The sequence below is a fragment of the Hoyosella sp. YIM 151337 genome, from assembly GCF_026041215.1.
Lineage (GTDB): Bacteria > Actinomycetota > Actinomycetes > Mycobacteriales > Mycobacteriaceae > Hoyosella.
The window spans coordinates 106,139-120,289 of record NZ_JAPEIQ010000022.1; the positions used below are offsets into that span (position 1 = coordinate 106,139).

General features: G+C 63.1%; 15 protein-coding genes. 9 read left to right on the forward strand and 6 right to left on the reverse strand.

Features of this window, described 5'->3' with window-relative positions; all coding sequences use genetic code 11:
* Positions 1 to 48 precede the first annotated feature (48 nt).
* Genes ONR57_RS11395 through mqo form a run of 5 tightly spaced genes read right to left on the reverse strand, consistent with a single transcriptional unit; the run spans position 49 to position 6,174 of the window.
* Complete coding sequence (locus ONR57_RS11395; protein ID WP_265123487.1) at positions 49 to 621, reverse strand: cobalamin biosynthesis protein; 573 nt, start codon at positions 619 to 621, stop codon at positions 49 to 51.
* A complete protein-coding gene (locus ONR57_RS11400; RefSeq protein WP_265123489.1) occupies positions 618 to 2,021 on the reverse strand; it encodes a cobyrinate a,c-diamide synthase in 1,404 nt (467 codons plus the stop codon). The genes ONR57_RS11395 and ONR57_RS11400 overlap by 4 nt, the downstream gene beginning before the upstream one ends.
* Positions 2,015 to 2,635, reverse strand: a complete 621-nt coding sequence (gene cobO / locus ONR57_RS11405) for a cob(I)yrinic acid a,c-diamide adenosyltransferase (RefSeq protein WP_265123490.1) — start codon at positions 2,633 to 2,635, stop codon at positions 2,015 to 2,017. Before cobO ends, ONR57_RS11400 begins: the two co-directional genes overlap by 7 nt.
* A gap of 45 nt (positions 2,636 to 2,680) precedes the next feature.
* Complete coding sequence (locus ONR57_RS11410; RefSeq protein ID WP_265123492.1) at positions 2,681 to 4,600, reverse strand: magnesium chelatase subunit D family protein; 1,920 nt, start codon at positions 4,598 to 4,600, stop codon at positions 2,681 to 2,683.
* On the reverse strand, positions 4,597 to 6,174 hold the full coding sequence (gene mqo, locus ONR57_RS11415; protein ID WP_265123494.1) for a malate dehydrogenase (quinone): 1,578 nt from the start codon (positions 6,172 to 6,174) through the stop codon (positions 4,597 to 4,599). The genes ONR57_RS11410 and mqo overlap by 4 nt, the downstream gene beginning before the upstream one ends.
* A gap of 139 nt (positions 6,175 to 6,313) precedes the next feature.
* On the opposite strand from mqo, the gene ONR57_RS11420 reads away from it, so the two are divergent.
* From ONR57_RS11420 to ONR57_RS11445, 6 genes are all read left to right on the forward strand, one after another.
* On the forward strand, positions 6,314 to 7,339 hold the full coding sequence (locus tag ONR57_RS11420; RefSeq protein ID WP_265123496.1) for an alpha/beta hydrolase: 1,026 nt from the start codon (positions 6,314 to 6,316) through the stop codon (positions 7,337 to 7,339).
* 36 nt (positions 7,340 to 7,375) lie between these two features.
* The gene (locus ONR57_RS11425) at positions 7,376 to 8,749 is read left to right on the forward strand and encodes a mycothione reductase (protein WP_265123498.1); all 1,374 of its coding nucleotides are present in this window, start codon (positions 7,376 to 7,378) and stop codon (positions 8,747 to 8,749) included.
* 17 nt (positions 8,750 to 8,766) lie between these two features.
* A complete protein-coding gene (locus tag ONR57_RS11430) occupies positions 8,767 to 9,261 on the forward strand; it encodes a hypothetical protein (protein ID WP_265123499.1) in 495 nt (164 codons plus the stop codon).
* 148 nt (positions 9,262 to 9,409) lie between these two features.
* Positions 9,410 to 9,850, forward strand: coding sequence for a hypothetical protein (locus ONR57_RS11435; RefSeq protein ID WP_265123500.1), 441 nt, complete (start codon positions 9,410 to 9,412; stop codon positions 9,848 to 9,850).
* A gap of 50 nt (positions 9,851 to 9,900) precedes the next feature.
* Entirely contained in the window at positions 9,901 to 10,632 is a 732-nt protein-coding gene (locus ONR57_RS11440; RefSeq protein WP_265123501.1) for a FadR/GntR family transcriptional regulator, read from the forward strand.
* Positions 10,629 to 11,324, forward strand: a complete 696-nt coding sequence (locus ONR57_RS11445; protein WP_265123502.1) for a sterol desaturase family protein — start codon at positions 10,629 to 10,631, stop codon at positions 11,322 to 11,324. The genes ONR57_RS11440 and ONR57_RS11445 overlap by 4 nt, the downstream gene beginning before the upstream one ends.
* Here ONR57_RS11445 and ONR57_RS11450 read toward each other — a convergent pair.
* The gene (locus ONR57_RS11450; RefSeq protein WP_265123503.1) at positions 11,311 to 11,871 is read right to left on the reverse strand and encodes an alpha/beta hydrolase; all 561 of its coding nucleotides are present in this window, start codon (positions 11,869 to 11,871) and stop codon (positions 11,311 to 11,313) included. The two genes, ONR57_RS11445 and ONR57_RS11450, sit on opposite strands and share 14 nt — an antisense overlap.
* 187 nt (positions 11,872 to 12,058) lie before the next feature.
* On the opposite strand from ONR57_RS11450, the gene ONR57_RS11455 reads away from it, so the two are divergent.
* From ONR57_RS11455 to ONR57_RS11465, 3 genes are read left to right on the forward strand one after another with little or no spacing between them, the layout of a single operon-like run.
* Entirely contained in the window at positions 12,059 to 12,418 is a 360-nt protein-coding gene (locus tag ONR57_RS11455; RefSeq protein ID WP_265123504.1) for a GntR family transcriptional regulator, read from the forward strand.
* The gene (locus ONR57_RS11460) at positions 12,415 to 13,296 is read left to right on the forward strand and encodes an ABC transporter ATP-binding protein (RefSeq protein ID WP_265123505.1); all 882 of its coding nucleotides are present in this window, start codon (positions 12,415 to 12,417) and stop codon (positions 13,294 to 13,296) included. Before ONR57_RS11455 ends, ONR57_RS11460 begins: the two co-directional genes overlap by 4 nt.
* Before the next feature lie 53 nt (positions 13,297 to 13,349).
* Positions 13,350 to 14,072, forward strand: a complete 723-nt coding sequence (locus tag ONR57_RS11465; RefSeq protein WP_265123506.1) for a hypothetical protein — start codon at positions 13,350 to 13,352, stop codon at positions 14,070 to 14,072.
* The last annotated feature ends 79 nt before the right edge of the window (positions 14,073 to 14,151 follow it).

Sequence of the window (14,151 nt, forward strand, 5' to 3'; positions counted from 1 at the left end):
CAGTAATCGGGCGGTCACCGTCAGGCTCGGCCAGCCTCACTCAAAGCCTTAGCCGGGGCCGTCCGCGCGCCACGTCGCGACCGCGACGGCTCCGGTAACCAAATTGCCGATAATTTTGGGTACTCGTACGTGCACGCAAAAATGCGCCGCTGCTCGTGCACCGGTTCGCTCAGACGTCCGCACCGCTGTCTCAGAACCGCTGGTCGTGCGCTGCCCCGCATGCGCCCATGGTGAATCCCAGCATCGTTCCCGCTGGCATTCAGCGCCAAGAACAAACGGCGTGTGCGCTACTGTTTCGGCGCAGCGCAGCGCAGCGAGCACCGCGGCGGCCTCAGCTACGCTCGCGGTTCCCACGAGAGACGCAATCCGCTCGCTCCCCCCTGGCAGTGCGATGTCATCGAGTTCCGCCGCTGAGAATCCCTGGACAGCGGTCAGCCCGAAGCTCTGGACTCCTTGGCTGAGCGCATGCAGGTGCAGCCTCTGATCGAGTGTCGCTACCGCGTCGAATGTCACAACTCCGGACCGCCCGGCGAGCTCGCGCAGCATCGCTGTGATATCCGCCGCTCGCGCCCGCGCCGACAGCCCGAGGCCTGCCGCTGCGATAACGGCCGGCACGTTCATCGCGCTGCCGCGTTCCCTGATTCGGTCGCGCGTGCCGCCGCAGCACGTGCGGCAGCCACGAAACGTCCGACGGATTCAGGGAATCCCGCCGGATGCAGGTGGAGGTACGACGCGTGAATCGACTCGCTGAGGAAGCCCTCCCGCGTCATGTCCCCGCCGTGACCGCGCCAGCCCCACGCGGGCGCTGCCGGGATCTCCCGGAGATACGTGCGGTGAAACTCATGCCCGGTGACGCGTTCCCCTGCGCGGAAGATCAGGGAGTCAGCCAGCGCGACGGCATCGCGATACCCAAGTACCAGCCGCTTTCCGAACACAGCCGTACAGTCGATGACGCCCGCCATCTGATAATCCTCGACCATCCTGGACAGGTAAAGCAATCCCGCGCATTCGGCAATGATCGGAATACCAGCCGCGGCCGCGCTGCGCACCTGCCGCAGCAAAGGGGCGTTTGCGGCGAGTGCGTCCGCGTACAACTCGGGGAAACCGCCCGGCATGATGATCCCGGCAGTGCCGCGGGGCAACTCGTCGGTCAGCGGGTCGAAAACCTCGATATCACCGCCTGCTGTGCGGAGCAGTTCGTCGTGTTCGGCGTAGCGAAAGGTGAAAGCTGGACCGCCCGCGACCGCGATCAAAGGACGCAAGCCGCCCGTATGGTATCCGCCCGCAAGAGCTGTCTCAGGCTCCCACGGCTGAGCGGACACCGAGGACCGGGCGAGCCGACACACTGCACCCAGATCGATACAGCGCTGCGCGAGCGCACTCATGGCAGCTACCGCCGCGTCCGCACGCCCCCCGTGCTCAGTGGCTGTGACGAGCCCGAGATGACGCGACGGCAGCGAAACGTCGTCGCTGCGCGGGACCACCCCGAGAACCACCATTCCGGCCCGGTCACATGCTTCGCGCAGAACCTGCTCATGCCGGTCGCTTCCGACTTGGTTCAGGATCACGCCGGCGATTCGGACGCGGTTATCGAATGTCGCGAATCCGTGCAGCAGCGCCGCGAGAGACTGACTGTGGCCCCGGACATCGACGATCAGCACGACCGGCGCACCGAGCAGCGCTGCGATCTGGGCGGTCGACCCCTCGGCGAGGTCACCCGACCCGATCCGCCCGTCGAAGAGCCCCATCACACCCTCAATGACCGCGATGTCACACTCGTGTGCACCGTGCCGAAAGAGAGGTCCGATGAGGTCCGGGCTGGTGAGCACCGGATCGAGGTTCCGCCCAGGCCTGCCGGTGGCCGCGGAATGGTACCCAGGATCGATGTAGTCGGGCCCCACTTTGAAGGGGGCCACCTGGTAGCCGCTGTCGCGCAGCGCGGCCATGATCCCGGTTGTGAGCGTCGTCTTGCCGCTCCCGGAGGCGGGGGCAGCAAAAACGACTGCGGGAGGAGTTACCACTCGATGCCCCGCTGGCCTTTGCGCCCGGCATCCATGGGGTGTTTGATTTTCGTCATTTCGGTGACGAGGTCGGCGGCGTCAATGAGTTCTTGCGGCGCGTCACGGCCCGTGATGATGACATGCTGTTTGCCGGGGCGGTCGTGCAGTGTGGAGACGACTTCAGCGGTGTCGATCCAGCCCCATTTGAGCGGATAGGTGAACTCATCGAGTACGTAGAACCGGTGGGTTTCGGCGCCGAGCCTGCGCTGGATCTCGCGCCACCCTTCCTGGGCCGCGCTGGCGTGGTCGATCTCATCGCCGTGTTTCCGGATCCACGACCAGCCTTCACCCATTTTGTGCCACTCGACGGGGCCACCCTGGCCTGTCGTCTGGTGCACGTCACCTAGCGCGCGCAACGCAGCTTCCTCACCTACGCGCCATTTCGCACTTTTGACGAACTGGAAGACGCCCACGCTGAATCCCTGATTCCAGGCGCGCAGCGCCATCCCGAAAGCAGCGGTGGACTTGCCCTTGCCGGGACCGGTGTGGACGGCGAGCACGGGCAGGTTGCGTCGTTCGCGAGTGGTGAGCCCGTCGTCAGGGATCGTGCCGGCTTCAGGCATCCCCTTCGGCATCAGCGTCCTTTCATCAGCGTCGTCCAGCTGGATTACCTGCGGGCGCTACGCGGCCGCACGGACCACGCCTGTGACCGCATCGGCAGAAAGTTCCGTGAGTCGCACGTAACCACCCCGGAGATGACCCGCAAGTTCGCTCGCGAGCCCCAATCGGATCATGCCATGCTCGCAATCCACCGTCACCGACGCGATTCCTGCCCGCGCGAGCACACTCGCTGCCTGCTGGGCGCGGCGCACAGGGTCCGTCCCGGCTGTGGCGCGCCCGTCGGTGAGCAGCACGATGAGTGCCCGGCGCTGCGGATCACGGATACGTTCGCGCCGCACGACCTCCCATGCCTTGAGCAGGCCTTCCGCGAGGGGGGTGCGGCCACCGGTTCGCAAGGATCCTAGGCGGCGCACGGCGATGTCGACCGACGACGTCGGCGGCAATACGAGTTCTGCCGCCTGCCCACGCAGAGTGATCACGGCTACCTTGTCGCGCCGCTGGTACGCGTCGCGCAGCAGGGACACAACAGCGCCTGTCACGGCAGCCAGGCGGTCACGTGCGGCCATAGAGCCTGATGCGTCGACGGCGAAAATCACAAGGTTGCCTTCGCGCCCCTCATGCTCCGCCCCTCGGAGGTCTGACGGGCGCACGGCGAAACCACCACGCGCCGGAAGTTTCGCCGCCGCCTCGAGGACGGTGGCGGGCAGGTGCAGCGAACTCCCCGCGAACGGGGTTGCCCGGACGATGCGGCCTCGCTGTGCGCGGGCACGCGATCTGCGGCCCGGGGCGCCCTCACCTGTGCCTGGCACCTCGAGCAGCCGAGCGCGAAACGCCGACGCCGGCGGTGCCGCGTCGCGCTCACGGGACGGCCCCTGCGCGGCGGGAGAATCTGTGGCACCGCTGTCCTCTTCCGAGCCAGTGGTGTGTTCCAAACCAGGCTCGGTGCCGTGGTCGTGGCTACCACCCGGCGGCGGATCGTCAGGATCCGGGTCGTCGTCGCCGGCTTCCGCTGCGGCGTTCGTCATCGCCTCGTCGAGCTGTTCCTGATCCAGGCCTGGTTCATCGAAGGGATCCCGGCGGCGCCGGTGCGGCAGCGCCAGTTCGGCAGCCGCGCGAACGTCTTCTTCGGTGACCTCACGATCACCGCGCCACGCCGCGTGCGCCATGGCGGTTCGTGCCATAACCAGGTCGGCACGCATGCCGTCGACACCGAACGCCGCGCACAGTGACGCGATCCGCCGAACCTCGCGGTCGGGCAATTCCACCTGGTGGAGTGCGTTTTTTGCGGCTGCAATGCGTTCTGCGAGCGCGATGTCTTCTGAGTCGAAACGCACAGCGAACGCATCGGGGTCACGCTCGTAGTCGAGGCGCCGCCGGATCACTTCAGCGCGCACGCCGACATCACGGGACGCAGCGACGTCGACGGTGAGCCCGAATCGGTCGAGGAGTTGCGGCCGGAGTTCGCCTTCTTCCGGATTCATCGTTCCCACGAGGACGAAGCGCGCCTCGTGCGTGTGCGAGAAGCCGTCGCGCTCGACGTGGACGCGGCCCATCGCAGCCGCGTCGAGCAGGACGTCAACGAGGTGATCATGCAGCAGATTCACTTCATCGACGTAGAGGACACCTTCATGGGCCTGCGCTAATAGACCTGGCTGAAAAGCGCGTTCACCGTCACGCAGAACCCGTTCAAGGTCGATCGATCCGACAACCCGGTCTTCCGTGGCACCCACCGGCAGTTCGACGAGCGTTGCCCGCCGCATTCCCTGTGGACCCGCGACGGGCGGCAACAGTCTCGCGAGGGCCCGCACCACGGTCGATTTCGCAGTCCCCTTTTCACCTCGGACGAGCACTCCACCGATACCGGGATGCACAGCGCACAGTATGAGAGCGAGCCGCAACTCATCCTGGCCGACGACCGCGCTGAACGGAAAACCTGGAGGCTCGGCCAGCGCGGTGTGAGTGAGGGGTTCGCTGCTCATAGCGCAGGCTCGGACTCCTCCGGGGCCTCTGGGATGTCGTCCTCCTGCACGGTGAGCTTGAGCACCTTGTTGCTGTAGTCCCAGACTTCCTTGTACAGGTCCGGGTGTTCATTCAGGGAGCGGCCCAGCGACGGGATAGCACCTTGGAGGTCTTGCTCCCATTTCGCGTAGCGGTCAGCGAAGCACCGCTCCAAAACCTCGAGCATTGCCGAAACACAGGTCGACGCGCCAGGTGAAGCGCCGAGCAAACCTGCGATAGTCCCGTCCTCAGCCGCAACGATCGCCGTGCCCAGTTCGAGGGTGCCCTTCGTTTCTTTACCCGGCCGGATCATCTGCACGCGCTGTCCGGCGGTGATGAGTTCCCAGTCATCCGAGTCTGCTTGCGGCAGGAACTCGGCTAGTGCACCGGTGCGCGCATCTTCAGATTGCAGGACCTGCTGCACGAGGTACTTGGTGAGTCCCATCTCGTGAATACCCACACTCATCATCTGGAAGACATTGTTCGGCTTTACTGATGTGAAGAGGTCAGTGAGATGACCCTCCTTCAGGAACTTCGGGGTCCAGCCTGCGTATGGGCCGAACAGCAGGCCGCGCTCGCCGCTGATAACGCGGGTATCAAGGTGAGGCACAGACATGGGCGGCGCGCCCGCCGGCGCCTTGCCGTACACCTTCGCATTGTGGCCGGCAATCAGGTCGGGGTTGACGCACCGCAGGAATTGTCCGCTCACCGGGAACCCACCGAAGCCGCGGATCTCCTTGATCCCAGACTTCTGCAGCAACGGAAGGGCACCGCCACCAGCTCCTACGAAGACGAAGCGGGCTCGCACGATGCGCTTGTCGCCGGTGCGGACATTAACGAGCGACAGCTTCCAGCGCCCGTCGCTTTCCTTCGTCAGATCGCGGACCTCATGCCCGAACCGGATGTCGCAGCCCGCAGACCCCAGGTAGGTAAGGAGCTGGCGTGTGAGGGCACCGAAGTCGACGTCGGTGCCGAGGTCAAATCTGTTGAGCGCCACCGGATCGCTGTAGTCGCGGCCCTTCGCCATCAGCGGCACCCACTGTGCGAATTCATCCTTGTCTTCGGTGTATTCCATCCCCTCGAAAAGGGTCTGGCTCGCCAGCGCGTCGTACCGCGCGCGAAGATACTTCACGTTGTCTTCGCCGTGCACAAAGCTCATGTGCGGGATCGGGTTGATGAAGTCTTTCGGCTTGCCCAGGATCCCCTTGTCCACCGCGTACGCCCAGTACTGGCGGGACACCTGGAAGCGCTCGTTGATATCGATGGCTTTTTCGACGGATACACTGCCGTCTGGCTGCTGGGGAGTGTAGTTAAGCTCGCACAGGGCGGAATGTCCGGTACCGGCGTTGTTCCAGGGATCGCTGCTCTCCGCGGCGGCCGCGTTGAGTCGCTCAAACAAAGATATCGACCAGCTGGGTTCGAGCTCGCTCAGAAGAGCGCCTAGCGTGGCGCTCATAATTCCAGCACCGATCAGCGCGACGTCCACCGATTGCTCGGTCCCGTTCGCTGCGCGACCTGTAGAGTCGTCGCGCTTCCGCCCGTCATGTTTTGCCACTGGACTCAACTTTCTTGTCCGGTCGTTCGGTGCCCGTCGGCCCCTGCCCTGACATTGTGTACTACCGCAGAGTAACCCCTCGCAGCCATACCATCCTGCCCCGGATGTTCCCCTGAAGTATGCGCGATAGGGTGTGGGAGTGACGACATGGCGTGCTGATGTCCTTGGGGATTCTTTCGAACAGCACACGATCGACCTTGGGTCCGACCCGGACGGCGAAGGTGACATCGTAGCGACGCTGGTTCGGTACAAACCGCCCACCGGGAGCGTTCCCGCACCTCACGGCGCTGCACTATATGTTCACGGCTATTCGGACTATTTCTTCCAGCGCCACCTCGCCGCAGCATTCGCAGCGCGGGGGTATCAATTCTATGCGCTCGATCTGCGCAAGTGTGGTCGGTCACAACGGGCGGGGCTGACCCCGCACTTTGTGACTGATCTCGCGTTTTACGACGAAGAACTGAACGAGGCGCTGCGCATCATTCGCAAGGAGTCACCCGGCCGGGCAGGCGAACGCATTGTGTTGTCTGCGCACTCGACGGGCGGTCTGATCGTGCCGCTGTGGCTCGACCGGCTCAACAGGCAGCCGGGCGGGGTGGTGGGCGCGGGCGTGCGCGGCTTGGCGCTCAACAGTCCCTGGTTCGATATGCAGGGTTCGTGGTGGTTGCGCAGCATCGGCACGGCCGCGATCGAAGCCGTGGGGCGGGTGCAGCCAATGCGAATCGCGCAGGACGCGAAATTCGACGGATACGGTACGAGCCTGCATGCTGACCGCAGCGGCGAGTGGGAGTACAACCTCGACTGGAAGCCGCTCGGCGGCTACGCGGCCCGGTTCGGGTGGCTGCGCGCAATTAGGCGCGGTCATTTCACGCTGCAGCGCGGGCTCGATACGGGAGTGCCGTCACTGGTTCTGCGATCCGCCAGAACGTGGTTCTCACCGCATTATGTGCCGGAGATCGACGCGGCCGACTGCGTACTCGACGTGAAACAGATCGCGCGGTGGTCAGGCTGCCTGGGCAACCGCACAGTGATCGTGCCGATTCCTGAGGCCCGGCACGACGTCTTCTTGTCGAAGACCGCCCCGCGAGATGCAGCCCTGCGGGAACTCGACCTTTTCTTGGCATGGCTTTCCAGCGACGAACCCGCTGCCGTAACCGTGTCCTGACACCGAGAACCCCGCGGCCCCAGATAGGAGGTTGGCATGGAGCACCATCGCAGCAACTTCGATATCGCCATCATCGGCGCTGGCTCGGGAAACATGATCGCGAACCGCAAATTCTCCGGCAAGTCGGTCGCGATCATCGAGTCCGGCAAGTTTGGCGGGACATGCCTCAACGTCGGGTGCGTGCCGACAAAGATGTTCACTTACACGGCTGACATTGCAGCCGCGATTCAGGACGCCGCGCGCTTCGGTATCGAGGCCGAGATGCGCGGAGCGGACTGGCCCGCGATCGTGAAGCGCGTTTTCACCCGTATCGACAGCAATTCCGAAGCTGCCGAGCAGTTTCGCCGCGACAACTCCAACGTCACGGTTTTTTCGGAGCGCGCCCGATTCACCGGACCGAAGGCGCTCGAACTGGACAGCGGTCACCGGATCACCGCGGATCAGATCGTCATCGCCACGGGCGCGCGGCCCGTCGTGCCGGAAGTGTTCGCTGGTGATCACATCTACACATCGGACACCATCATGCGGGCCGAGCGGTTTCCGCAACGGCTTGTCATCGTCGGTGGTGGATTCATCGCCGCCGAGTTTGCACACATTTTCTCCGCGCTCGGCAGTTCAGTCACGATGATCGCGCGGGGTGAGCGCCTGCTGCGTCATCACGATTCCGCGATCTCCCAGCTGTTTACCGAGGTGGCGCAGAAAAGCTGGGACGTGCGGCTGAACACCACTGTCCATGCCGTCTGCCCGCCAGAAAACGACAGTAACGCGGTGGATGTCGTGCTTGATAGCGGGGACACCGTCGCGGCGGATGCCGTCCTCGTCGCACTCGGCCGCCGGCCGAACTCGGACAACCTTGGTCTCGACGACGCAGGTATCTCGACCCATCTTGATGGCCGGATCGTGGTGGATGACTATCAGCAGACGTCAGTGCGCGGCGTCTGGGCACTGGGTGACGTGTGCGCGTCACTGCAGTTGAAACATCTCGCGAACTACGAGGCCCGCGTCGTGTCCCACAATGTGCTCAATCCGGACTCTCCCATGTCGGCGGAACACCGCTTCATTCCCTCGGGCGTTTTCACGCGACCGCAGATCGCAACTGTCGGCCTGACCACGGAGCAAGCCTCGGAGGCCGGTATCGATGTCGTTGAATCAGTTTTCCATTACAAGGACACGGCTTTCGGCTGGGCGACAGAGGATGCACCGGGTTTCTGCAAGGTGCTCGCTGATCGCGCCACTGGACGCCTGGTTGGTGCGCACCTCATTGGTACGCACGCGACAACTGCGATTCAGCCACTGATCCAGGGCATGGTTTTTGGTACCCCGCCGCGCGAGATCGCGCGGAAGCAACTGTGGATTCACCCCGCGATCGCTGAGGTCGTGGAGAACGCGCTGCTAGGGCTGCGCCTATAGCAATCGAGGGCGGTGCTGTGACGACGCTGTGGATGCTTGAGGATCTCGAGCCGTTCCCGGACGTTCCCAGTGTGGGAGACGTGTGCGAACCAGCGACGTACTGGGCGACTCCCACCATGATGGATCTGCCTGCAGACATCGTGTGCGAGATCGGGGCTCGAGTCGAGGAAACAACGATCGCTGGACAGCAAGAACGAATCGCACACCTCGCCGATGGATTCCAAACGATGATCCCGCCATACGTCGATGTGATCGGGGAAACGACCCTGACGGGATGCCTGGTGTGGGATCGGTACTTGTGGATGGACTATCGCTCGACGCCCGTCGGCCGGGCCTTAGTACTCGAGCGCGCGACGCTGTACCGCCGCATAGAAGCACCCATGCCTGAGAGGGGATGGAGTGTCATGGATTACCAAGGTCCGACGATGCTGCTGAGAGACGCCCCACCGTCGTCGGGCACACATGGCATTGTCTGGAACGCACTGCGGGTAACACTGCAGAGCTCGGCGTGATTTTCTTTATTCGAAGGGGATCACGTTTCTCAGGTGACGCGATCGATGCCGATGCAGAATTCTGCGAGATCACATTCGGCGAGATGTAAGAGTGCGGATCCGTCGCGCAAGTAAGACCAGTTCAGAAGACTAATTCCGTGGAGAGATTATGGCTGAGAGTATTGTTCAGGAAGACTCCGGCGACCCCTGGGGATGTTTTACGATAATGGACAGACCCAGCGGTCCGCCATTGTTTCCTATTCTCCCAGATGACTGCATCGAGCCCGCTGCCGATGGGAAAATAATCTTTGTCTGCACCGGGGCCCAGAACGGTTTAGTTTCGATTCGAGCAGAAACCCTCACCGGCGAACCCGCTCCCTGCAGTGAAGGCTGGGACGAGGTCTTTGATACGTATGTTTCTTCTGTGACCGGTGAGCTTTACCTCTGGACAGGAACCGCAGATTTGCTACCCGGCATCACCCAGCCACTTTGCCCCCGCCCTGGTACGTACCACGTCAGGATCCACATCAAGGGCCGCTTAGCCAATCGCGGCTGGGCAGAGAACGTCACCGATGAGTCGTATTTGGTCCAGATCTGGGAATCTAAATAGCATTGGTCTGACCACTTGACCCCTAGCCACCTGATGGCTAAGCTCACCGTATGTTTGAGGCAATCTCCCGGACTTCAGCGTCAACGGCGGTGTTTGACCAAATCTCGGCGCGAGTCTTGAGTGGGGAGCTCGCGCCGGGTGATGATCTGCCGAGCGAACGGCGCCTTGCCGAGGCGTTCGGGGTCTCTCGCCCGGCAATCCGCGAGGCCATTCAGAAGCTCTCCCAGGCGGGGCTTGTCGAAGTTCGCCAGGGTGATGCGACGTCTGTTCGTGACTATCGCGCACATGCGGGGCCAGAGTTGTTGCCGCAGCTCCTTCTTGGTGCGGGCGAGTCCGGATTGCCCCAGGTATCCGTGGCGCTCAGCGTGGTTGAGGCACGGCAACTCGTGGGCACCGAGGTCGCAGCTCTCGCTGCGGCGCGCACGACCGGGCAACAGGCTGCACGGGTACGCGCCGCAGCCGATGCATTGGCGGCAGATTCGGCAGATGCGGTGGAGCTGCAGTACCGCGCACTGCACTTCTGGGATGCGGTGGTCGATACCGCCGACTCCATCGCATTCCGGCTCATTTTCAACAGCCTGCGCCGGGCGTATGAGCCGATGATCACAGTCCTCGCCGCTGCACTCGAGGCGGAGGTCAGCAATAGCCAGGCCTACCTCGATCTTGCCGAAGCAATTGCGAACGCGGACGCAGAGCAGGCCCGTGAGCGGGCCCGGAGCCTTCTTATGGCTGGCACCACATCCCTTACCGCCGTACTCAATTCGATCAAGGATGCTCGATGAAAGCACAGAAACCTCAGCAGCGGCCGTTCGATGCGGTTAACGGACCGGCACGCTCACTTCTTTCGCTCCCCGCCGCGGCGCGTGCCTTCTGGCGGCAGCCCACACCGTGGATGCTCGCGGCGATGATCGTTGTGACGGCCGCGGCCCGACTGCTCGCTGGCGACTGGCGACTCAGCGACGCGCTGGTCCCGGTAGCGGTGCTTGCGGTTTTTCCCTTCGTGGAATGGGTGATCCACGTCTGCGTACTGCATTGGCGCCCCCGCAGCGTCCGCGGCGTGACGCTTGATTCGCGGCTCGCCCGAAGCCATCGGGCACATCACGCGGACCCGAAAAACGTTGCGCTGATTTTTATCCCATGGCAGACGCTGAGCATGGTCATACCGGCACTTGCAGTGCTTTCGCTGCTAGCGTTCCCTCGCTTGGGACTCGCACTGACGTTCCTGCTCACCATGAGCATCATTGGACTTGTGTACGAGTGGATGCACTACCTGATTCACAGCAATTACCGGCCGCGGTCACGCGTCTACCGGGCCATCTGGCGCAATCACCGCAACCATCATTTCAAAAACGAGCACTACTGGTTCACGGTGACAACATCCGGGACTGCCGACCGCGTCCTTGGAACATTTCCCGACCCGAAGTCCGTTCAGACCTCCCCGACGGCGAAGAACTTGCACCTCACCACGGGTTAGAACGCAGAACTACCTCGGTGGCAACAATCGCAGATGCGTCGTTGCCACCATTTGCGTTTGCCGAAACAATCCGGAGATCGCCGCGAACGAACGGGCCGCTTGCCTTGGCCTGGGTGAGTTCCGCGGCATCGGTCGCGATAATCGTCGTCCCCACCTCGACGGCAGGGCAATCCGTGTCAGATGCCGGTGCATGCGCGGTTGCAGCCGCTGGATGGCCACCGCCCAGCACAACGAGGCTTGAGACCCGATTGAAGTGACGGGCAGCGAATTGCCAGGCGACTTCCGCACCCTCTTTGTGGCCAGCTACGTGGACCCACGCAGCTTTCGCGGCGTCGACTGCGGCGAGCGCCGCTTTATAGTCCATACCTGGCCGGTACGGAAGAGTGATGGTGCGAAGGCCTGAGTTGTGCAGGCGCGCGCAGAGGTCGCCATACTCCTCCGCGGCTGTCCCCGCCGATCCGATGATCAGCACGGCACCACTTCGGTGATCCCCATCGCACCGCACCTCATACTCCGCATCTCCGACTGAGACCGAGACGAGTTCCATGCAGTGAACGTTACGCGACTTGCCCTCGCTCTACCTGCGCAGTTGTGCGATATCACGAAGATTGGCCGCTAGGACGCAGCACACAGCCCCAGTTTGGTTGCCGAATGGGCGCATCTCTTCTATGGTTAGTTACATGAGTAATGAACCACTGAAGCGGTCAACCAGTTCTCCAGCATGAGGCGGGCGCATGGATGACGGACGTCCGCTCTTCGTCCAGATTGCCGAGATCATCGAGAACTCGATCATTGACGGCACTCTCGAGGAGGAAGCACAGGCACCCTCGACGAACGAGCTCGCCGCGTTTCATCGAATCAACCCCGCAACCGCGGCAAAAGGGCTCAACCAGCTCGTTTCTGACGGAGTGCTCTACAAGAGACGGGGAATTGGCATGTTCGTCGCGCCGGGGGCGCGTGCGGAGCTGCGCCGTCGGCGGCAGGAGCGATTCGCGCGTCAGTACATCGAGCCCCTTGTCGCCGAGGCAGACAAACTCGGCATTTCCCTGACCGACTTGAAAAGAATGCTCGACCAGCAGGAGGTACAACGATGACCGCAGTCGCTGCCGCGCGCTGCCAGGGCGTCACAAAGAAGTTCGGCTCGGTGCTCGCGCTCGACGATGTGAGTTTCGAGCTCAAGCCCAACACGATTCACGGGCTGCTGGGCCGCAACGGTGCCGGCAAGACCACGCTCATGCGCGTAATGACCGGCCAAGAGTTCGCAACGAGCGGCACGATCAACATTCTGGGGGAACCGCCCCTCGAGAATGCGAAAGTCCTCTCGCAGGTGAGCTTCATCCGGGAAAGTCAGAAGTATCCCGACGATTACCTGGTCAAGCACGTCTTGTCGACTGCAGGCCACCTGCTCCCCCATTGGCACGCCGATCTCGCCGAGGAACTCCTCGCCGATTTTCAGCTCCCGCTCAAGCGCAAGGTAAAGAAACTCTCACGCGGCATGCTGTCCGCCCTCGGCGTGATCGTAGGCCTCGCATCCCGCGCTCCGCTCACTTTTTTCGACGAGCCGTACCTGGGCCTTGACGCGGTGGCCAGGCAGATGTTCTACGATCGGCTGCTCGCTGACTATGGCGAACATCCCCGCACGATCGTCCTGTCGACCCACCTTATCGACGAAGTCAGCAACCTCATCGAGCATGTGCTCGTGATCGATAAGGGCCGCATCTTGCTCGACGATTCAGCCGATAGTCTCCGCTCTCGCGCGTCTGTGATTACGGGTGAAGCCGCCACAGTCGACAGCTTCGTCGGGGCCGCACCCGTGCTCGCACGCGAGACGCTCGGCAGTCAGGCTCGTGTGACCGCAGAGCTGCCATATAGCGAACTCCGCAAGGCTGACGCGCAGCGCGGCGGCCTGACTGTCGAACCAGTCTCCCTGCAGCAGCTTGTCGTCCACACGACAACGAGGGGCGCCGCGTGAGTGGCGGCCCGGCCAGTCGTACGAACGACCCGTTCTCTCGTGAGGAATTAGTGATGACATCGGTGATGACACGGCCATCGGCCGCCACGCACACTCTGAGCGCGATGCGGCTGCATACCGCCACGCTGCCACAAATGCTGGCCTGGATCGCAGCCATTCTCGCCGCGATCTTCGCCGTTCAGTTCGCGATCATTCTTGCGATCTCCGGCACTAGTGAGCAGATGAACAGCTCATCCCCCATCGTGCTCGCCATTTTCCTTTTTGTATTCGGCGTGCAGTCCTTCGCCCAGACGCTGCCCTTTGCCCTCAGTCTGGGCCTCACGCGACGCGCCTTTTTCGCGAGCACCATGCTGTACGGGGCAGCGCTGGCGTTCGGCCTTTCGCTGGCCGCAGGGGTATTCGCGCTGATCGAGGAGGCGACAGGAGGCTGGGGCGTGGATTTCATATTCTTCCGGGTGACCACCCAGATCCCTGCAGCACCGGTAGCGCAGTGGGCGATGTGGCCGCTAGTGATATTCGCCGGCTGCGTCCTCGGCGCTTTCTACGGTGCCGTATATCAGCGCTGGGGCACGACAGGCGTGTGGAGTGTCATTCTCACGCTGCTCATCGTGCTCGGCTCAGTCACAGTAGTGAACATCTGGCAGGGCTGGTGGCCGGCCATCTGGGACGCGATTACCGAACTCCCGCTCGAACTGATCATCCTGGGTGCGCCTGCGCTGCTCGCGCTCGGCGCGGGCCTCACCGCGTTCGTGGTGGCGCGCCGCTCCCCCGTCTGACCGCCGGGCGGGAATAATGCGGCTGATCGATGGATTATTTACCCCGGGGGGTATATTCCATCGATCAGCCGCAAGGAGC